The sequence below is a fragment of the Streptomyces paromomycinus genome, assembly GCF_003865155.1.
GTDB lineage: Bacteria > Actinomycetota > Actinomycetes > Streptomycetales > Streptomycetaceae > Streptomyces > Streptomyces chrestomyceticus.
On the sequence record NZ_BHZD01000001.1, the window covers coordinates 671,895 to 690,949 of the forward strand.

At 70.2% G+C, this 19,055-nt stretch carries 16 protein-coding genes and 1 CRISPR repeat array; of the genes, 8 read left to right on the top strand and 8 right to left on the bottom strand.

The annotated features are described in order from the left end of the window. Window positions 1–11: 11 nt before the first annotated feature. The 6 genes from cas1e (at window position 12) to OEIGOIKO_RS02655 (ending at window position 8,885) form a co-directional block, all read left to right on the top strand. Entirely contained in the window at window positions 12–938 is a 927-nt protein-coding gene (cas1e, locus tag OEIGOIKO_RS02625) for a type I-E CRISPR-associated endonuclease Cas1e (protein WP_125058397.1), read from the top strand. Next, complete coding sequence (cas2e, locus tag OEIGOIKO_RS02630) at window positions 938–1,255, top strand: type I-E CRISPR-associated endoribonuclease Cas2e (protein WP_125051456.1); 318 nt, start codon at window positions 938–940, stop codon at window positions 1,253–1,255. The genes cas1e and cas2e overlap by 1 nt, the downstream gene beginning before the upstream one ends. 17 nt (window positions 1,256–1,272) lie before the next feature. Then, a CRISPR array of direct repeats spans window positions 1,273–2,677; the repeat unit is 29 nt; unit sequence GTCCTCCCCGCAGGCGCGGGGGTGCTTCG. A 768-nt stretch (window positions 2,678–3,445) separates the two neighbouring features. Beyond that, on the top strand, window positions 3,446–5,104 hold the full coding sequence (locus OEIGOIKO_RS02635) for an integrase (RefSeq protein ID WP_125051458.1): 1,659 nt from the start codon (window positions 3,446–3,448) through the stop codon (window positions 5,102–5,104). Window positions 5,105–5,387: 283 nt separating this feature from the next. Beyond that, window positions 5,388–5,894 (top strand): carboxymuconolactone decarboxylase family protein, encoded by a 507-nt coding sequence (locus OEIGOIKO_RS02645; protein WP_125051462.1) that lies wholly within the window; start codon window positions 5,388–5,390, stop codon window positions 5,892–5,894. 344 nt (window positions 5,895–6,238) lie between these two features. Next, window positions 6,239–6,868, top strand: coding sequence for a hypothetical protein (locus OEIGOIKO_RS02650; protein WP_125051464.1), 630 nt, complete (start codon window positions 6,239–6,241; stop codon window positions 6,866–6,868). A gap of 763 nt (window positions 6,869–7,631) precedes the next feature. Next, window positions 7,632–8,885, top strand: a complete 1,254-nt coding sequence (locus OEIGOIKO_RS02655) for a PAS domain-containing protein (RefSeq protein ID WP_170251508.1) — start codon at window positions 7,632–7,634, stop codon at window positions 8,883–8,885. Window positions 8,886–9,033: 148 nt separating this feature from the next. Here the strand turns inward: OEIGOIKO_RS02655 and OEIGOIKO_RS02660 are convergent, their stop codons facing one another. The 3 genes from OEIGOIKO_RS02660 to OEIGOIKO_RS02670 are packed head-to-tail and all read right to left on the bottom strand — an operon-like array spanning window position 9,034 to window position 12,047. Continuing rightward, window positions 9,034–10,152 (bottom strand): PAS domain-containing sensor histidine kinase, encoded by a 1,119-nt coding sequence (locus OEIGOIKO_RS02660; protein ID WP_125051469.1) that lies wholly within the window; start codon window positions 10,150–10,152, stop codon window positions 9,034–9,036. Continuing rightward, a complete protein-coding gene (gene kaiC / locus OEIGOIKO_RS02665) occupies window positions 10,145–11,704 on the bottom strand; it encodes a circadian clock protein KaiC (protein ID WP_125051471.1) in 1,560 nt (519 codons plus the stop codon). Before kaiC ends, OEIGOIKO_RS02660 begins: the two co-directional genes overlap by 8 nt. A gap of 4 nt (window positions 11,705–11,708) precedes the next feature. Beyond that, on the bottom strand, window positions 11,709–12,047 hold the full coding sequence (locus OEIGOIKO_RS02670; protein WP_125051473.1) for a circadian clock KaiB family protein: 339 nt from the start codon (window positions 12,045–12,047) through the stop codon (window positions 11,709–11,711). A 175-nt stretch (window positions 12,048–12,222) separates the two neighbouring features. Between OEIGOIKO_RS02670 and OEIGOIKO_RS02675 the strand changes: the two genes are divergently transcribed. Beyond that, complete coding sequence (locus OEIGOIKO_RS02675) at window positions 12,223–12,903, top strand: response regulator (RefSeq protein WP_125051475.1); 681 nt, start codon at window positions 12,223–12,225, stop codon at window positions 12,901–12,903. A 159-nt stretch (window positions 12,904–13,062) separates the two neighbouring features. Here OEIGOIKO_RS02675 and OEIGOIKO_RS02680 read toward each other — a convergent pair whose 3' ends face one another. Further along, complete coding sequence (locus tag OEIGOIKO_RS02680; RefSeq protein ID WP_125051477.1) at window positions 13,063–14,001, bottom strand: phosphotransferase; 939 nt, start codon at window positions 13,999–14,001, stop codon at window positions 13,063–13,065. 76 nt (window positions 14,002–14,077) lie between these two features. Between OEIGOIKO_RS02680 and OEIGOIKO_RS02685 the strand changes: the two genes are divergently transcribed. Beyond that, complete coding sequence (locus tag OEIGOIKO_RS02685; RefSeq protein ID WP_125051479.1) at window positions 14,078–14,725, top strand: hypothetical protein; 648 nt, start codon at window positions 14,078–14,080, stop codon at window positions 14,723–14,725. A gap of 2 nt (window positions 14,726–14,727) precedes the next feature. Here OEIGOIKO_RS02685 and OEIGOIKO_RS02690 read toward each other — a convergent pair whose 3' ends face one another. From OEIGOIKO_RS02690 to OEIGOIKO_RS02705, 4 genes are all read right to left on the bottom strand, one after another. Beyond that, complete coding sequence (locus OEIGOIKO_RS02690) at window positions 14,728–15,075, bottom strand: phytanoyl-CoA dioxygenase family protein (RefSeq protein ID WP_148112426.1); 348 nt, start codon at window positions 15,073–15,075, stop codon at window positions 14,728–14,730. Between the two features lie 265 nt (window positions 15,076–15,340). Then, window positions 15,341–16,606 (bottom strand): hypothetical protein, encoded by a 1,266-nt coding sequence (locus OEIGOIKO_RS02695; RefSeq protein WP_125051483.1) that lies wholly within the window; start codon window positions 16,604–16,606, stop codon window positions 15,341–15,343. Further along, window positions 16,603–17,589, bottom strand: coding sequence for a TauD/TfdA family dioxygenase (locus OEIGOIKO_RS02700; RefSeq protein ID WP_125051485.1), 987 nt, complete (start codon window positions 17,587–17,589; stop codon window positions 16,603–16,605). The genes OEIGOIKO_RS02695 and OEIGOIKO_RS02700 overlap by 4 nt, the downstream gene beginning before the upstream one ends. 53 nt (window positions 17,590–17,642) lie before the next feature. Continuing rightward, window positions 17,643–19,055, bottom strand: coding sequence for a hypothetical protein (locus OEIGOIKO_RS02705; RefSeq protein ID WP_125051487.1), 1,413 nt, complete (start codon window positions 19,053–19,055; stop codon window positions 17,643–17,645).

Sequence of the window (19,055 nt, forward strand, 5' to 3'; positions counted from 1 at the left end):
CCACCCTGGCCATGCTGCCGCGCATCGCCGACTCCCTGTCCTTCCTGTACCTGGACATGGTCCGCGTCGTCCAGGACGACACCGGCGTCTGCGCGCAGATCCAGGCCGGTGACCGTACTGACCTCGTCTACCTCCCCACCGCCGCCCTCTCCTGCCTCCTCCTCGGCCCCGGCGTCTCCATCACCACACCCGCCCTGACCACCCTCGCCCGCCACGGCACCACCGTCGTGTGCGTCGGCGCGGCAGGCGTTCGCACGTACGCCGGCATCCTGCCCGACTCCCTGACCACTCACTGGCTCGAACTCCAGACCTCCGCCTGGGCCGACCCCGACCGCCGCCTGCACACCGCCCGCCGCATGTACGAGATGCGCTTTGCCGATGCCGACCTGCCCAACACCGTCGACCTCGACCAACTGCGCGGCATGGAAGGACAGCGCATGAAGGCCCTCTACAAAATCCTCGCCCAGCAGCACGGCATCGGGCGCTTCCGCCGCAACTACCACCCCGACCAATGGGACACGCAAGACCCCGTCAACCTCGCCCTGTCCGCCGCCAACAGCTGCCTCTACGGCATCGTGCACGCCGCCCTGCTCGCTCTCGGCCTCTCCCCCGCCCTCGGCTTCGTCCACGCCGGCACCCAGCACGCCTTCGTCTACGACATCGCCGACCTCTACAAAGCCGAAACCACCCTTCCCCTGGCCTTCGCCCTACACCAATCGCCCCACCCGGAGCAGGAAGCCCGCCGCCGCTTTCGCGACAACCTCCGTCTTTTGCGCCTGCTGCCCCGCATCGTCCGCGACACCCAGCACCTCCTCACCCCAGAAGCCACCACCGCCACCGACCACAGCGAACGCCACGACGTCGACATGGTCCACCTCTGGGACCCCAAAAAGGGCATCCTGCCCGCCGGAGTCAACTACGCCGGCGGCGACCGCTGATGCCTTCCCTGCTCGTCATCGCCACCACAGCCGTCCCCGACCATCTCCGAGGCGCCCTCAGCCGCTGGACCAGCGAAGTCGTCCCAGGCATCTTCGTCGGCGCGGTATCCGCACGCGTCCGCGACCAACTCTGGCAAGCCGTCACCGAAACCGTCGGAGACGGCGCCGCCCTCCTCGTCCACCCTGCCGACACCGAACAGGGCTACGCCCTCCGCACCGCAGGCACCCGCCGCCGCACCCCCATCGACTTCGACGGCCTCACCCTTATCCGCATGACCGGCACACACAAGGCAAAGAACGAGCAAACCCCTTTTTAAGTCGCAGGTCAGAAAGGGTCCTCCCCGCAGGCGCGGGGGTGCTTCGACCGGCCCGGCGGCTGTCAACCGCTGGGATGGGTCCTCCCCGCAGGCGCGGGGGTGCTTCGGCCTTGCCCACCACGCTCAGGCCCTGCCGCAGGTCCTCCCCGCAGGCGCGGGGGTGCTTCGCCGTCGGCCTCAGTCATCACTCGCTGATCGGAGTCCTCCCCGCAGGCGCGGGGGTGCTTCGCCGGTCGGCCTGCGTCTGGAGTACGGCCTCCGGTCCTCCCCGCAGGCGCGGGGGTGCTTCGGCGCTCTCCGACGCACCGAGGATGTAGCGCTGGTCCTCCCCGCAGGCGCGGGGGTGCTTCGTAGACGTTCTCCCAGAAATGGGTCACGTTCCCGTCCTCCCCGCAGGCGCGGGGGTGCTTCGCTTTCGACGGCGCCCACGGCGTCCTTGGCGGCGTCCTCCCCGCAGGCGCGGGGGTGCTTCGCCCGTCCGGTGAGTGCTCTGCGAGGCAGGTGCGTCCTCCCCGCAGGCGCGGGGGTGCTTCGAGAGCCTCCCACTCGTCCTCGCCGATGCGGCCGTCCTCCCCGCAGGCGCGGGGGTGCTTCGTCTGGGAGGACGTGTACGCGCCTCGCCTGTGGGTCCTCCCCGCAGGCGCGGGGGTGCTTCGGGCAGGGACCCCAGCAGGCGCGGGGGTGCTTCGCTCACCTGCCCAGCCTGCCCGCCCGACGGAGGGTCCTCCCCGCAGGCGCGGGGGTGCTTCGCTCGACGGCGTCTTCCCGGACGACCGTCTGGAGTCCTCCCCGCAGGCGCGGGGGTGCTTCGCGCCGGGCGGGCGGCTCTCCGCTGTCGATGCCGTCCTCCCCGCAGGCGCGGGGGTGCTTCGTCATGATCTGCTCAACTAGCATTACTGCGCTTGTCCTCCCCGCAGGCGCGGGGGTGCTTCGAGCGCGGCAAGGCCGTGGTTCCGGTCATCGGAGTCCTCCCCGCAGGCGCGGGGGTGCTTCGGTCTGCCACGTCTCCGAGGTGCCGGATATCTGGTCCTCCCCGCAGGCGCGGGGGTGCTTCGGTGCGATGCCGGCTCGGAGGGTGTGGATAACCGTCCTCCCCGCAGGCGCGGGGGTGCTTCGATGGCGCTCAGCCACCGCCGGGGGGGAGGGCGGGTCCTCCCCGCAGGCGCGGGGGTGCTTCGTCCGAGGGGAGAGTGCGGGCGGGCTTCCACTGGTCCTCCCCGCAGGCGCGGGGGTGCTTCGTCGTCGCCGTCCCAGTGCGCGAGCAGGTTGGGGTCCTCCCCGCAGGCGCGGGGGTGCTTCGGTCGCGATTGCAGATCGTGCAAACGGGGTGGAGTCCTCCCTGCAGGGGCGGGGGTGCTTCGAGACGCCGTGAACGAGCAAGACTCCGGGCGTAGTCCTCCCCGCAGGCGCGGCGGAGTTCCGGCGTTGTACCGGCGTCGTCGCCCAGCTCTACGCCCTCCCCGCAGGCGAATTCCAGGGGGCGATTCGCCGCCGAGGGAGGGGCTGCACAACCACCGCAGGTTCTCCCAGGCGTAGGGCGCTCCGTCGTCTCGGTCATTGAGTCCGGCGCACGTGAGTGTCCCCACCCCACCACGTCACTTGAAAAGATCACTCTGCAAGAGCTCCTCGTACACCGAACACGAAGCCACGCCGACGGAGCGACGCGTTGGTGGTGCGGGTCGGTGACCAGGCGGATAATGCGGATTCGGCCGCCGTCGCCCCTGCGTGACGATGCCGAGGACGTGCTTCTGACACCGGATGGCGCAGGTCGCAGCGGTGCCCCGACGTCATGGGCATTTGCCGAGAACATCCACATCGCGCGGTCTGGTGCGGGGCAGCTGCTCAGTACACCCGGCTCCATGGAGCCTTGCCCGTCCGCCCGCCTCAACCACACCGGCTGCGGGCATCGTACTGATCAAACCGTCCCGCACGGACGCCCCGCGCAACGCACGTGTCACAACAGTCCACCGCGGACTTCCTCGCACCGAGCGCACCGCCACGGCCCTTTCCGCCGGGCGGTATACCGTGGGCGGCGCAAAACGAGACTCCGCCGGTCCCTTCCGGCGCCCCGAAGGCGCCGGACTGTCAGCGCAGCGACAGCACCTCGGGCAGCCAGTGCTGCTGCCCGTCACCGCGGAGGGAACTCGTGGCGGGTGGCATCTGAGACCATCCAGCAGGTTCGGGGGCGGCATGCCGTACATCGAATGGCGCGGAAACAAGTGCCGGATCAAATGGTGGTCCGGTGAGTACCTGGCGAACGGCAGGAAGAAGTACGAGAGCAAGAGCGGCTTCGACGACGAGGAGACCGCCTACACCTACGGTCTGGATCGCGAGTACGAGGTCCGCCACGGCACGCGCATGGCCACGAGCCGCAGCGACCTCCTGATGGACGAGTACGGCTCGGAGGTCTGGCTGCCCGACCAGGATCTGCGTCCGGGGTCCGTCAAGCGGTACCGCTCGATACTCAAAGCCCAGATCAACAAGCAGTGGGACAGGCGCCGCGTCAACGAGATCGAAACCCCGGAGTACATCGCCTGGAAGAACGCGCTCCACCAGAAGGTGGAGCGCAAGGAACTGGCCCGGACCTACGTCGATGACATCCTCATGGTCTTCGGCATGCTGATGACCGACGCCGTGCAGCGGTACCGGCTCCGGACCGACACCCCCATCCCGCCGCCCACTCCTCGCCGCGGCCGGTTTGTGAAAAAGGTCCGCAAGAAGAAGCGCCCCCTGGCCATGGGCCCGGTCTACCAACTCGCCGTGAACGCGTACACGGTGTGGGGCTTCACCGGCTGGACCTACATCTGGGACGCGGCCTTCCAGGGGATGCGGCCCGGGGAGATGTTCGGGCTGCAGAAGGTCTACGCGGCGCCGGCCTGGCCAACCTCCGAGCCCGACCGGGAGCAGCGCAAGGAGTTCCAGGAGCGGTACGCGCGGATGCCCGCGACCCGGGTGCAGTTCCAGCACCAGTGGGTGGACGGGAAGAAGACACTCACCGCCCCGAAGTACGACTCCCACCGCACCCTCGTCCAGGCACCCTTCCTGACGGCCATGCACACCGCGCTCGCGGCATCGCACACCTCCCCGTGGTCGTTCCCCTCGATCAACGGCGGGACGCTGCTCGGGGCATCCTTCGGACGGGATTACTGGTGGCCGATCCGGGACGGAGCCCCCGCCCGCGAGGGGCTCCGGGGCCTTCCGCGGCCCGCCATCCCGCCCGTGGAGGAGTTCGCGGTGGGCGGGTGGCCGATCTACCGGCTGCGGCACTGGATGAAAGAGTGCCTCGAAGAAGAGGGGCACAGCGATACCGCCATCGAGACCCGCATGGGACACGAGCTTGCCGGCGTCAAAGGGCTGTACAGCAACCTGACCCTCAAGATGGAGCAGAACATCGTGGAGGCCCAGCAAGAGCGGTGGGAGGGTTTTTTACCGGGCAGCCGGAGGCCTGTGGACGCCACCGTTTCCCACTCCTCTCCCAGTCGACCAGACGACGGCCTGATTTTCCCAGGTCGGAGCCCTGGTAGGCGTGGCTGTCAGGTGAGCGTACGGTTCACCGCGCCCGGGGCGGCGCCACGGGTGGTGGCCCGGGAGCGGTCGACCGCAGCGTGCAGCCGCTTCGGTCAGCACGTCGTCGCGAGCACAGGCTGGCGCGCGCAGTCCGGGCACACCTACCTGCTGGCCGCGGGCAGCCGGGCGGTCACCGGCATCGAGGCGACGGGGGCGGTGCGGGCCTCGGCGGCGGGGCGGACCCTCGCCGTACGGGCCCCCGCGAACGCACGGGCGCAGGTCAGCGCACGCCTGACCGGCGGCGGGACGCTGGCCGAGGTCGGACGCGCTGCGGAGGACTGACGGAGCGTTGCGGGGCGGGGGCGGCGCTGCCGGTGGGGCCGCCGGAGCCGACGGTGCCCCGCTCCGCGGCTTCGGCTCCGGACGTGCGCTCGGACGGCGCGATCTCGTCGGGGAACGCCTGGCCGAACTCCTCACGCAACCGGTCGGCCCACTCGACCGCGCCGGCGACAAACTGATGCCGCTGCTGCTCCTTTGATTTTCGTCCGCCTGTCACATCGTTGCGTCGGGCTCCGTCAGAGGGAGGACAGCAGGACCTGTTTCTAGGCTTGAGGAGTTGTCGACTATGGAAACGCGTGCGATCACGGCGGAGGTTCCGATGGTTCCGCGGATGCCGGAGGACCCGGCGGAGCTTGTTCCGGAGCTGGCGGAGGTGTCGGCGGCGTTGTTCAAGCTTGTCGGGAACGGTTCGGTGCCGCGTGCCACGATCAGTCTGGTCCAGTTGCGGGCCGGTCAGCTGGTGGGAAGTACGTACCTGACCGTTCTGCACACCGGTTTCCTGCGCACGGGCGGGGAGTCGGAGGAGCGGATCACGTCGGTGGCGTCCTGGTGGGACTCGCCGTACTTCACCGCCGCCGAGCGGGCCGCGCTGGCGCTCGTGGAGGCGGTGCTGCAGCCGTGCGCGGGCAGTGAGCGGGTCTCGGACGAACTGTATGCCCAGGTGGCCGAGTACTACGACGCCAAGTCGCTGGCCACCTTGATGTTCGCGATCGGTCAGGTCAACTTCTTCAGCGCCGTGGCCCTCATCGCCAAGCCGGTGCCCGGTCGTTCCTTCACCGACCCCTGGAAGTAGTACTGACCTGGTAGCGAACTGGGCGTCGGGCGCTCGTCCACAACAGCACTGGGTGCCCGCCTTCCTCGAAGGACGAGGACATCACCCGTAAAGTACGAGGACATCACCCGTCCTGGCGCTCGCATGCTGAACAAAGCAACGGACGCAGGGCCTGAGGAATTCGGAAAGAATCTTGAGGCGAACGGGTTCACTCGCACCGACAAGGGGCCGGACATCATGTACGAGGTAGACGGTTCTAGGTACCTACTTCGCGGAGAGGCTGACAACCACAAAGGATGGACTGCCCATTTCTGCAAGACGGGATCCAAGAACGCTGATATAGAGGTCAGGCCAGGTGAGGACTGATGGCAGGGGCCAGTTCGGTCGTCGACCGAAGTGGATACCTGAATGTCCGCTCTCACGGTGCAGCAGCCTTTAATCTCGACGCCAGGCTGCCTCGCCAGGTCTTCGTAGAGGATGCGCAGGATTCTCTGTTCTGCGAGTTCGACGCCGTCCTGGCCCCGGAATTCTGGCCAGCGCTCTGCGCGATGGCCCGATGGCACGGTGACACGCGGGTTGAGTTGCTGGTTCTCGAACCAGATGCCGAAGGGTTCCACCTCCCGGAGTATGGGATGTATCCGGCAATCTCACTGTCTGTCGATGCCGACATGGACGACTATTGGGCAGAGGTCGGACATGAGCCGAACGGCGACATCATGGGATCGATTGCAATTTCGGCGAAGGTCATTGCAGTGACCGGGCCTTCCGGGAGATGGGGGTGCTGGGGCGAGAGGGATCCGGAAGTCGCAGTTTTCCGTGGTTTCCCGAGTCCGGCAGCACGAACTGAATGGCGTGCTCGGTTCGGCCCCTTCTTGGAGGTGGCAGGCGCGCTGGAGTCCTATCTCCCCTTGACCTTCGCCGACCGGACCGTCCCAGACGAATATGCTGAGACTCTGACCGCCAACTATGGCCCCATGGGTGGTGGACCGAGGTGATGCCGCGAAAGCCCCTGGGTAGCCGTCAGCGGCCCTGAATGGCAGATGCATGTGCAACTGTGACGCCCCGTCAAGAACCCTGGCAAGGCGTCACAGTGTGGGGATCGACAGTAGTTGACGGCAAAGCCAGAGCCGGTGCCAGAGCCGGCGCCAGTGCCGCTGCCGTCCCGGCGGAACGGCCGGACGGCATCACGTCGACAAGTTGTTCGCACCGGGCGGCGCGCTCCTGTTCCTCAAGGCACATCCGTGCCGCAAGCGAGCAACACTCGGCGGCAGCACCTTTTCCCTGGAGCGGAGGTGAGCCCGCGGTGATTGGGTGGAGCGCTGGATCAGGAGTCGCCGGTGTCGTCGTGAGAAGAGTGCCGGATGTGCAGGTCGTTGAGTCTGCTCAGCATGCATGCAGCTCCAGATCCGGCTGTCCCACGCCCTGGCACGCCTGCGCCCCCACGCGTTCGCCACCGGCCGCCCCCACGCGTTCGCCGCCGCCCCGTCGCGGATGTCGCGGACGTCGCCCACGGCATCGGGACCGGGCGCCTGCGCCTGCCCCGCGCCCCCACCTGAACAAGGACTCGCGGCCTGCCCCACAGTACGGGCAGCCGGACGCCAAGGAGCGGGCCCTGTCCGCAGCCCCGATGGGGGCTTCGACGCGGCCGAATACGCGTATCCGGGCGCGTTGGCCCAACGCTGACACATGCCCGTCGCCGACGGGGCAGTATGGCTGCTACGCGACTTCGGCCGACGAGGAACTCCAGGGAGGCCCACGGTGGTGCACAAGGTCCTGCGGGCTACGGCCGAACACCAACTGTTCCAGGTCACGGCGGCCCCGTACGTGGTGCTCGACACCGACCTGCGCATCTGTGGCGTCAACCCGGCCTACCTGGCGGCGACCGGACGTACGCTCGACGACCTGGCCGGCACCCTGCTCTTCGACGCCTTCCCCGACAACCCCGAGGACCCCACGGCGACCGGCGTACGCAACCTCGCCGCCTCCCTGGAAAGGGTGCTGCGCCGCGGCACACCGCACGAGATGGGGGTGCAACGCTACGACATCCCCGACCCCGGCACCCCCACCACCTTCCGCCCCAAGATCTGGAGCCCGGTCAACTCCCCCCTGACCGACGCCGACGGGCGCGTGGTCGGCGTGCTGCACCACGTCGAGGACATCACCGCCGCCCACGAAGTCCTCGACCCGCCGAGCACAGGAGCCGACACCTGGGATCCCGCGCGGCAGCCGCCGGCGATGCTGCGGCGCGCCATGCTGGCCGCCGCGCGCTACGCCCGCGCCCACAGCGCCTGGGAAACCGCCCGCACCGCCCCCGGCGGGCTGCCGGCCGCCGGCCTCGCGCGCCGCGACGCCCTGTGGCACCGGATCGTCCACGCCGCCCGCCCCGCCCCTCCCGCGGGCTGCGCCGACGCCGTCTGCGCAGCCGCGGTGCGGGCACTGCCGACTGTCGACGCCGCCGCGATCACCTTGCACGACAGCGGCACCACGCCGCACCACCTCGCCGTCAGCTCCCCCTGCGCCCGCCGCGCCGAGGAACTGCAATGGGTCACCGGGGAGGGCCCGTCGCTGACCGCGTACCGCAGCGGTGAACCCGTGCTGGTACCCACCGTGGATCAGGACAGTGGCCGGTGGCCTTTCTTCACCGACGCCGTGTGCCGGACCGGCGTCTCGGCGATCTTCGCGTACCCGTTGCGTACCGCGACCACCACACTCGGCACCCTCACCCTCTACCGCACCCGGCCGAGTCCCCACCCCGAAGGGCCGCCCGCCGACGCCCCGACGTTCGCCGACCTCACCACCGTGGTGCTGCTCGCCGACCTGGACACCGAGATCACCCAGCAGCTCCGGGTCGCCGCCGACGCCGGTGACATCAACACCGCCATCGGCGTCCTCGCCGCGGCCCAGGGCATCAGCACCCACGACGCCACCGCCTGGCTCCAGGCCACCGCGATCTCCAAGAGGCTGCCCCGTGCCGACATCGCCCGTATCGTCCTCACCCGTTACGGCGTGTGATACCAGGACGACGCACCACAGATGATCGGAAGCCTCGAAAACCACGTTCCGCACGCCACTCCTACGAGGGCGACGGCCGCCTGCCCTCGTCTCGTCGAAAGACCGTTTCCCTGCTGCGCCCCCTGGCTCCGGCCTGGTTCTCGGCACGTCATGAGGCAGGGCGGGGCTCGTCGGGCCCATGGTCCTGATTTGGTGGAGCGCGCCGCAGGCGCAGGCAGAACCTGGCGCCCGTCGGTGCCCCCGGCTCGTACCAGGCGTCCCCGCCGCCGGCCCGCGCGAGGTTGCGGACGATCCACAGGCCCAGGCCGGTGCCCTGCCTTCCGGGCGCCGCGGCGGGCGCACGGCTGAAGCGTCGGAAGAGGCGCGGTACGACGTCCGGCGGCACGCCCGGCCCGGCGTCGTGGACGCGGATGTCCAGGTGGTCCGCCGAGGCGGTGACGCTGATACGGATCGGTGTCATGCCGTAGGTGAAGGCGTTCTCGAGGTAGTTGGCCAGCATCTCCCACAGGTCGTCGCGATCCACGTACGCCACCACGTCGGGCCGGCATTCCACGTCCACCTCGGGGGCGCCTTCTTCCAGTGCGCCGAGCTGTTCGAGGATGAACTCCAGGACGGGGACGTGCTGCGGGGTGGCGTAAGTGACTTTCGCGTCGATCCTCGCCGCGGCCAGGTGCTTGCGTACGAGGGACTGCAGCCGTCCGGTGCTGTCGATGATGCGGTTCGCGATGTCTGTGCGCTGCGCGTCGGTCAGCCGCACGCCCGCGTCCCGCAGCGTGTGCGCGAGCACGCTGATCGTGGCAAGCGGGTTGCGCAGCTCGTGCGCCGTGACGGCGATCACGGTGTCCTGCCGGGCGAGGGCCGCCTCCAGCGCGCGCTGCGCCCGGTGCCGCTCGGTGACGTCCCGCAGCGTCGCGATGTAGAGGCGTTCGCCGGAGGCGTGCGTCGCCGTGACCCGCATCTCGACGACACGTCCCGAGCCCGACGGCAGGACGAGGTCGAGCTCGGCCGCTCCCCTGGCCGTGAGCGGGAAACCGAAGGGGAGGCCGAGAAGTTCCCGCGTCGGCCGGCCGAACAGTTCGGCGGCGGCCGGGTTGCAGAGCCTGACGCGCCCCTCTTCGTCGACGGCGACGATCCCGTCGGGCGCCGCTGCCACGACCGCCTCGATCGGGTAACCGTGCGACCCGATGCCCGGGGAGCGGCCCGGTTCGGCCTCCTCAGGCCCATCGGGTGAGGGGGCCGTGCCCTTCGGCCGCTCGCCGTCAGCCATCGGGGCCCGCGCCGGGATCCTGCGCGGTCCAGGGCGCCCGCTGCTCTTCACCGACCGGGGGCGCGCTCTGGGGCACACCGCCGGACGGCGGATAGGCCACGCTGAGGACGTTGGACAGGCCGCGCATCGGTTCGCCGATGTGCATGCCGGTGTCGTCGATCAGGAACTGGCGGATGCTGTGGTCGTGGTGGGAGCCGCGGGTCTGCAGCACGGCGATGCCGCGCTGGATCTCGCCCTGGGCCTCCACATAGCGCAACAGGATCGTCACGTCGGTGAGGCTGGCGACCTCCATCGCGATCGCCGGTGTGACGGTCGGAGTGACCCGGCCGGTGGGGGCCGAGGTGAGCAGCGTCGTGATCTCGTGGTGGCGCAGGACCGCTCCCAGGGAGATGACGAAGTCGAGCAACGCGCGTGAGCTGACGATGCGTTCGAGTGCGGAGAGGGTGTCGATGGCCACGCGGGAGGGGTGGAACTCCTCGATGACGCGCCGCATCCGCAGGAAGTGCTCCTCGGGCGAGGCCACTTCGGGGTATTCGGACACGACGCGCAGCAGGCCCGAAGCCTCCATGGCGTCGAGGTCGAGCCCCCAGCTCGCGGCGTTGCGGCCGAGCTGTTCGCGGGTCTCGTCGAAGCTCTGGAGCAGGCAGCGCTCCCCGGCCTCGACGGCGGAGGCCGCGAAGAACAGGCTCGACAGGGTCTTGCCGGTGCCGGTGGGGCCGGTGAGCAGCACGACCGAGTCCCGGAAGAAGCCACCGCCGCACATGGCGTCCAGGCCCGCATTGCCGGAGGAGACCCGCTCGGTCGACGCACGCTCACGCGACTGCAGGAAGGCCAGGGGCATGATCACGATGCCCTCCTGCGGGCCGATGGTGAACAGCCACTCGCCGGTACGGTGCGTGGCACCCCGGAACTTGACGATCTCGACGGTCCTGCGGCGCCGCTCCTGCCGCAGGACGTTGCGCAGGACGATGACGTTGTCCAGCACGAACTCCTCGACGCCGAAGCGCGACACCCCGTTGTACTCCTCGGACCGCTCCGCGGTGACCACGGTGGTCACACCGAGGGCGTCCAGCGCCGAGACGATCCGGTAGACCTCGTGGCGGACGACTCCGGCACTGGCGAAGTTGGTGAGGATCGCGCCGATCGAGTCGAGCGTGACGCGCCGGGCGCCGACCTTGCGGACCGCGTGCGTGATCCGCGCCACCAGGGCGGCCAGGTCGTACGAGCCGATCGTCGGCGCCTCCTGGGCGAGGTCCGCCGAGGCGTCGATGAACGCCCACTCGCCCCGCTCCTCCCACTGGGCGATCGGGAAGCCCAGGGAGGAGACATTGGTCCGGATGGCGTCGGGGGTCTCCTCGAAGGTGACGAAGACCCCGGGCTCACCGTGGTGCTGTACGCCCCGCGCCAGGAACTCGATGGCGAACAGGGTCTTGCCGCTGCCCGTCGTCCCGCACACCAGCGAGGAGCGTCCCGCGGGCAGTCCGCCGAAGGCGATCTGATCGAAGCCGTTGATGCCGGTGGGAATCCTGGGGATGGCGTCGATTGCGGTCATCACATCATCCCTGCCTCGTGCGGGACCGCTCGTCCGGGTCCGGTAACCCGAGCGCGAGGGCAGCGCGGCCCTGGTCGGACAGGTCCCCGATGACGCGTCGCTGCGGGAGCGGTGAGAGCTTGATGACGGTCGGGGTCGCCAGGATGCGGTACCGGTCGGCCAGTTCGGGCTGCTGCACGACGTCGATCACCGTGAGCTCGTAGCCGTCCGCGAGCCGGGCGTCGCACAGACCCCGCAGGTTCGAGCGCGCGGCATCGGAACGTTCCGTCGCCCCGGCCACGAAGAGCGTGAAGGAGTACGTGGCCGGTCCGCGGCACGGTTGCGGGTCGTCGGCACTGCGCATCGTGAAGCCTCCGCCGTATGGCTGCCCCACGCCTCAAGTTATGCGGTGCCGTCTTCACCTGCCAGAGCCTTGTTGCAGCGAGACGACCGTTCTCGGCCATGCCGGAGCCCCGCGCGACTACGATCGGAGGGCGGTCCACCGCGCCATCGCACCAGCTTTTCCGCGAGGATTTTCCATGATCCGAGTACTTGTGGTCGAGGACGAACGCACGCTGGCGGACGCGCTGGAGATCGCGATCGGGGCCCAGCCCGATCTCGCATGCGTCGGCGCCGCGGCGACGGTCGAAGCGGCCCTGCCCCTCGTCGCCGCGCACAGCCCCGACGTGGTGCTGATGGACATCCACCTCCCGGGCGCGAACGGCATCGAGGGCACCCGGCGGATCGGGGCCGCGCACCCCCGCACCCGGGTACTCCTGCTCACCGCGGACACCGACCCCGGCCAGCTGGTGGCCGGCACCTCGGCGGGAGCGGCCGGATTCCTCGTCAAGGACAGCGCGTTCCCCACCGTGCTCGCGGCCATCCGGGCCCCGGCCGAGGGACCGATGTACGTCGAGGAGTCCACCCTCGGCATCCTCGTCGCGGCGCTCGGCCCCTCGTCGGACGAGACGGCCCCGTCCCGGCGTAACGGCGACCGGACCCGGCTCACCGCACGGGAGCGGGAAGTCCTGCAGCTGATGGGCCGGGGACTCGGCCCCCGGGCGATAGCCGAGCAACTCGTGGTGAGCCCGCACACGGCGCGCGGCCACGTGAAGCGCGTCATGGCGAAGCTGGGCGCGCACAGTCAACTGGAGGCAGTCGTCACCGCGGCCAGATCCGGGCTGCTGCGGGTGTCCGCCCAGGAGTCCCGGGAGCACTGAGAGGCCGCCCCACGCCGCGCATGGTTTCCGGCCGCAGCCGGCGTGCGCCCGGGGCGCGACGGAGAAGATCACTCCGATGTACGGATGCGGGGCAGGCGGGTCACGGTGCTGCGGCCGTGCGCTGCATGCTCGTGGCACACTCGCCTGCGGACCGGCCTGCTACGCGCCGGCGAGCCGCAACCGTTCCTCGATGTGACCGGCCAGCCGGGCTACGGCGGCAGCGCCGTCGGAACGCCTCGTCGCCTTCTTGGCGTTGAAGCAGTGCACCCAGAGGCCGGCGGCCCATCCGGCCTGGTGGTCGGCGGCGGTCCAGGGCAGTTGCCTGGCCTCTTGGTAGGCGTGGAGGAACTGCGACGTGTGGGGGATCGTCGCCTCGCCGGGCCGGCCGCCCACTACGGCGTGGACCGCGGCGGCCGCACCGGCGACGACGATTTCCGGGAGCGCCACGATGCTGTCCCAGTCGTGTACGGCGTGCAGGGTGCCGCCTTTCCAGATGATGTTCTGCGCTTCCCAGTCGCAGTGGCCGACGACGGGGGCGCCGAGGTCGTGCGCGAACAGGCGCTCGCGTACTCGGGTGGCCGCGTCGTCCAGCCAGTCCGGCCCCGGGTGCTGGTTGAGGTCTTCGGCCTGGTCGTCGGGGAACGGCCAGGTCGCGCCTTGATCGTGGTTCCACCACACCCAGGGCGGCGGCGGGCCGAGACTGCCGGCCTCCGTCACGCTGGGGGCGGTCGAGACGAAGCGGGCGAGTTCGGCGGCCGACCGCGCCGACGAACGGGGCGCGACGTCGATCGCCGTGCCGTCGTCCACCAGGGTTTCCATGGTCACGATCCGGCTGCCGACGCGGACCGGGTCGCCCAGCGGTTCGGCGCACGGCAGGCCCGCCAGCCACATCAGCCGGTGGGTCCGGCAGCAGCCGGTCAGCCGGTCGGTGAACGGGCGGATCTTGGCAACCACCCGGCGCCGGTCCGCCAGTTCCAGGGCGAGGACCGTGGACAGGTGCGACCAGCGCCACAGTTCGGTCCGGGGGCGGCTGCCGAGGTGGCTCTCCACCAGATCGGGAAGGGAAAGAACATCGAGTGCGGTCGTCTCGCCATGCACTGCTGTGACCCCTATCTTCGGTCGTACACGACTCGGGAGGCACGCCACGGGCGCGTGGTGGGGAGGAGGCCGAAGGATGCGGGCCGAGTTCGCCACCCTTGCCGCCGGCAGCGACCGGCCGGCCGGAAACTGGGTCGGTGTGACCACCGGCGCCGGCGCACTGCTCGACGGTGCGGACTCCTGGGCGCGGGGGTGCGTGGACGTTCTCGGGCCCGCCGTACTGGGCCGGCTCGCCGACCGCACGCTCAGCATCGAGTCGTGCCTGTCCGACGCCCTGACGGAGCTCCGGCGAACGGGGCGGGGCCCGCACGACGTCACCGCTGCCGGTCCGCCGGGGCCGGCTGCCGCTGTCGTCAGGGTCGTCGATGATGCGGTGGAGTGGCTGGTCGTCCGTGACGCGGTGGTGATCCTGGAGCTGCCGGGCGGCCTCGACATTCTCACCCGCCGTGCGGAGGCGGACGGTGAACCGACGACGGGCGGGCCGGGCTCCGGCCGGGTGGAGCTGAGCAGCGTACGGCAGGCCGCGCTGTTGTCCAGCGGTGCCGCCCGGCTGGTGACCCTCGGGATCGCGGTCTGGGAGCAGGTGCTGGACACCCTCGCCAAGGACGGACCACAGGTGCTCGTCGACGAGGTGCGGGCGTTCGAGGCGACCGACCCTCGGTGCCGCCGGTGGCCCCGGCCCCGTGTCTCCGACGACGCAACCGCCGTCCACGTGCGGTTCTGACGTCAATAATGGCCGATCTTGGCAATATCTTCTGAATCGATGTCGATTTCCGCCCAGTCGGTCACGAATGCCGGCGCATAGCTGAACGCGAGGACCAGCCTCTCGGGGCCTGTGCTCTTGGGCCGGGTGCCGTGAAAGAGTGCCTCGTCGAGCGGGATCGCGTCCCCGGTCGCGGCCGGTGTGGTGTCCAGCGATGGGAAGTTCTCCTTTGTCACAGCGGGGCAGGCGGAGAATGACGTCGTCTCAGGAAACCACGGAAAGTTGGCTTTGCGGGATCCCTGCAAGCAGCAGAACGACCCGTCCTCGGCCGATCGGGCGTCGGTGAGGTGGATGAGCAGTTTGACGAACATGCAGTAGAGGTTGCCGTCGTGGCAGGTGTGCTGGTGGCTCATGTTGCGGCGTGCGGTGCGGCCGCTCCCGTACTGGAACACCTCGCTGAAGCCGTTGTGGAGGGAGAACCTGCTGTTCCCGGTGCGCCGCAGGCCGCAGCCGGGCTGATGAATTCCGGGATCTTTAGGTGCCCCGCCATGTCGAAGAGATACAGCTCTTTCGGGGACAGCGGTTCGCTGCCGACGGGAACGAATGACATGGCTTTCATTCCTCCATTCGCCGGGCTCAGGACATGCCGAAGGGATCTGTGAGCCGAAGGGTGCATTCCGCGTGGGAGCCGGCCCCTATCAGCGTGATGGTTTCGGCCCTGCCGACGGGGACCGGACACCGAAAGCGGGAGTTCTCGACCGGCACCCGGTCCAGCAAGCGGCCGTCGAGGTAGACGAAGAGGGCCGGATCGGCGTTCTCCCGGAAAAGTTCGGCGCTTCGCCCGGCGTGGAACGCTCCCTCGACCAATGCCGAAGCGGCGACCGGCGGCACCCGCCAGGACAGGCTGAACGGCAGCCCCACTTCGAGGCCCTTGGTGTCCGGGCCCGGGCTGAGCCCGTCCGGCACCAGCCAGTTCCTCTGCCAGAGGCCGCGGACGACCGTGGGCCGGTCCGAGTGAGCGGGGGTCCGCATGGTGCCCCATGGCGTACGGCGGCAGTCGGCGTCCGGCGGGAAGAGCACATCGGACTGGGTCAGGAGGAATTTCTTCGCCCGCCGCCCGCCGAAATGCGCTACGCACCCGAACGCACCCGGTTCCTTCAGAGCGCCACTGATGTAGTTCCACTCGTGGCCCAAGGGCAGGAAGCGTTCCCACAGGGGACCTCGCTGGCCGAGCAGCGACGACACCACACCCATGTCATCGCTGGGCACGGCCTTCAGTTGCCCGGCCTCGGCGGCTGCGGTCGCGAAGGTCCACAGCCGGTCGTAGAGCCCGCCGTCGTCGGTGGGGTTGCTGAAGATCAGGCCGGTTTGCAGCAGCGGGCCGCCGACGCCGGGAGCACCGAGCAGGCAGGCCACCGGCGTCGAGGCCACCGAGCCGAGTGCGGAGTAATGGTCCATGGTCGACTCGTCGACCACCATCGCGATACGACCGCGCGCCAGCGGCCCGTCCAGCGCTCCGAGATCCATGGGCCGCAGGAACAGCAGGTCGGCGTCGGCGTGGACGTCGTACCCGCGCCATGGCGGCAGTCTGTCCCGAAGCCCGGGTGAATGGCGCCAGTAGTAGAGGTGGGCTGCGGTGCCTCGTCCGGCGGCGCGGGCCACCGGGTCGGCAGCGGGGGCCAAGTGGACGACATCGATGTTTCCGGAGCCGCCGAAGTGCTCCTTGGCCAGGGAAGGGTCGTCGTTGGCGTCCACCACGACCACCTGTGTGCCGGGGTGACAGCACAGCAGCGACCGCACGGCCAGGACCACCAGCTCGTCGCTCTGCCGGCCGCGGCTGACGAACCGGAACCGGAACCGGGACGAGGCCGACAGCGTCTCCGCCCGCACCCCGGCCGTCATGACAACGACAGGGCCCGGCTGCCGGCCCGTCGGCGGCCGCTGGACCGCCGGAGGTCGAAGGTGAGGGTGAGTTTGCGCAGCCACCGGTCGGTGCCGTCGTAACGGGGTGTGAACGGTTCCCGGCCGTGCACCGCCCGGTAGTTGTCGATGAGCACCAGATCACCGGGGTGCAGCCGGACGTGTACGAGTCCGCCTTCCAGTTGTCGGCACAGCCGGGCGAACGCCTGGGCGGATGCGTCGTCGCCCGGCGCAGTACGGGTGAACGGCGGGTCGATCCGCAGACACGGTTGCGCGTCGCCGAACAGCACCGGACGCCAGGCCGGGGACACGTCGGCGGTCCCGTTCGCCTTCAGGTGCTCGGGGTCGGGCAGGATGGCGAACCGCGGCCGTCGCAGCAGTTCGTGGTCGGCTGTGCCGACGTGGAGCCCACCGGCGGTGGCGACCGTCGTGGCGGTCAGGTCCCGGTTGCGCAGGCAGAGCAGCGCCAGCACGTCGCACCGGTCGTCGTCGAAGGCGTCCTCGACGTGGTAGTCGAGGGTGGCGGCGCTGCTGTGGCCGGTCTGCGCGTGCTCCTGTCCCTTGATCGGCAGTACGTCGTTGAACAGCCTGCCGTCCTGCAGCGTCTGCCAGCAGACCGGTTCGCCGACCTGGAGGGACACCAGAGCCAGCCAGAGATCGTGGGCGGCTGTGGCGGTGCGCCCGCGCAGTCTCCAGTGCCGCGGTGTCGGACCGACGTCCTCGTCCGGGCGAGGCCGCCGTACCACGGTGACCGGGCTGCCCCGCCTGGGCCGGACACCGGCCAGTGCGTCCAGCAGACGCACCGGGAGGAGGTCCCGGTGTCCGGCGAGCCTCGTCAGCAGGCCGAGGTCGTCCGTCGCGCCGTCCTCGCTCACGAGCCGGCGGATGACGCGGTCCGGGCGGCGTGTCTCCCGCGCGGTGAGCACGATCTCCTGGATGTCGGGCACGGGGGCGGATCCACGCATGTGCGTACCCTTCTGCCGTCCGATGTCTGGCCGAGGCGGCACGGCCCGGCGGCCTACCCGGCGCTCTCCGCCAGCTCGGTCAGGAGCTTGGCCCAGGGCCCGGCCGGGAACCGGCGGTCGGCGATCTGCCGGTTGCGCCGCAGCAGGCCGGCCATACGAGGCTCCCCGGCACGATGCGCCTGCAGGGCGGTCACCAGCTCGGCGCCCGCGCGAGCCATGCCGGCCGGGTGGGGATCCACCCGGACGACGAAGAAGTCCTCGCCGTACACCGGTGTGAAGGCGGCGTAGCTCGTGCTCGCGCACGGCAGCCCCGCCACGGCGGCCAGTGCCGGCCCCAGTCCGACGGTCTCGACGTCGTCGGTGTTCGGGGTGAAGACCACCCCGCCGCCGCTCGCCGCCGCCGTTCGGAGCAGGTCTGTCTCGTCCAGCCGCCAGGAGCCGGTGGCGTCCCGGACGCTGCACAGCGGGACCCCGTCGAGGAACCGCACGTCGGAGAGGAGGCCGAGGCGCCGCGCGGTGCTCTGCACCTCATCGGCGTACGAGGGGTCCTCCGCCAGGCTGCCGAACACGAGCAGGTACGGGGCGGGGAGGCCGCGTTCGGCGGCGGCCGACCGGGCTGCCGCGAGTAGTTCGAGGGCCAGCTCCACCCCTTTGACCCGGAAGACCCGTACCGGGTCGAGCAGGATCGGCCTGCGAGGATCCAGACCCAGGCCGTCGAGAAACTGCTGATGCCGCGGCTCCAGCGGTCCGGTGGGCACGCGGGGCAGGATGTTGGGCACCACCCGGGGCGGCTCCGGCACCGGATAACCGGCGGCCTCCTCCGCGAGCTTCTCGGACACCACTGCCCACCGCACGCCCGGACCGGCCTCGGGAAGCGGGGTGAATGCGTTGGGGCGGTCCGGATACATGCGTACGCCCTTGTCGTACACCGCGCAGCTGCCGAAGAGGTCGTGGTCCCAGAAGAGCACGCCGCCGGCCCGCTTCTCGCGGTAGCGGTCGTGCGCCGCGGCGTGCAGCGCTTTGGTGACGGGCACCGCGTCCGAGAGCGTCATGTTGACCGCGACGGTCCAGTCGATCTCGTTCCGGCGCATCCACTGCGTGAAGTGCTGCCGGTAGTGAGCCGCCAGACGGTCGATCCGTTCGTGCAGCCCGGCACGCTCGACGGGGCCCAGCGTCGTACTGTCCGCGACCGACATCCGGATGGCGGTCCACTCGGCCGCCGTCCGGTCGGCGTCCCCGAGCGCGGGCGGGGCCTGCCGGGCCGGTTCCAGCAGCTCGGACGACTCCTGCTCCGGCGGCCCGTACGGGTGGAAGGCGGGCTTGTCGGGCCGCCACGCGTAGCCCAGGTCGGCGGAGACGGGCAGGTCGAGCAGGTGGAGGTCGACGCCGAGGGCGACCACGTTGCGGAAGATCGTCAGCAGGCCGCTGGCCGGCACGCCGTCCCCGCAGACCAGTCCTATCCGCAT

What these genes read in the sequence shown, in the direction of transcription:
- OEIGOIKO_RS02700 (WP_125051485.1), bottom strand. Translation starts at nt 17,589, where the DNA reads ATGCGTGGATCCGCCCCCGTGCCCGACATCCAGGAGATCGTGCTCACC.
- OEIGOIKO_RS02705 (WP_125051487.1), bottom strand. Translation starts at nt 19,055, where the DNA reads ATGCGGATAGGACTGGTCTGCGGGGACGGCGTGCCGGCCAGCGGCCTG.
- OEIGOIKO_RS02650 (WP_125051464.1), top strand. Translation starts at nt 6,239, where the DNA reads ATGGCAGGGGCCAGTTCGGTCGTCGACCGAAGTGGATACCTGAATGTC.
- OEIGOIKO_RS02690 (WP_148112426.1), bottom strand. Translation starts at nt 15,075, where the DNA reads ATGTTCGTCAAACTGCTCATCCACCTCACCGACGCCCGATCGGCCGAG.
- OEIGOIKO_RS02635 (WP_125051458.1), top strand. Translation starts at nt 3,446, where the DNA reads ATGCCGTACATCGAATGGCGCGGAAACAAGTGCCGGATCAAATGGTGG.
- kaiC (WP_125051471.1), bottom strand. Translation starts at nt 11,704, where the DNA reads ATGACCGCAATCGACGCCATCCCCAGGATTCCCACCGGCATCAACGGC.
- cas2e (WP_125051456.1), top strand. Translation starts at nt 938, where the DNA reads ATGCCTTCCCTGCTCGTCATCGCCACCACAGCCGTCCCCGACCATCTC.
- OEIGOIKO_RS02675 (WP_125051475.1), top strand. Translation starts at nt 12,223, where the DNA reads ATGATCCGAGTACTTGTGGTCGAGGACGAACGCACGCTGGCGGACGCG.
- OEIGOIKO_RS02695 (WP_125051483.1), bottom strand. Translation starts at nt 16,606, where the DNA reads ATGACGGCCGGGGTGCGGGCGGAGACGCTGTCGGCCTCGTCCCGGTTC.
- OEIGOIKO_RS02670 (WP_125051473.1), bottom strand. Translation starts at nt 12,047, where the DNA reads ATGCGCAGTGCCGACGACCCGCAACCGTGCCGCGGACCGGCCACGTAC.
- OEIGOIKO_RS02660 (WP_125051469.1), bottom strand. Translation starts at nt 10,152, where the DNA reads ATGGCTGACGGCGAGCGGCCGAAGGGCACGGCCCCCTCACCCGATGGG.
- cas1e (WP_125058397.1), top strand. Translation starts at nt 12, where the DNA reads ATGCTGCCGCGCATCGCCGACTCCCTGTCCTTCCTGTACCTGGACATG.
- OEIGOIKO_RS02685 (WP_125051479.1), top strand. Translation starts at nt 14,078, where the DNA reads ATGCGGGCCGAGTTCGCCACCCTTGCCGCCGGCAGCGACCGGCCGGCC.
- OEIGOIKO_RS02645 (WP_125051462.1), top strand. Translation starts at nt 5,388, where the DNA reads ATGGAAACGCGTGCGATCACGGCGGAGGTTCCGATGGTTCCGCGGATG.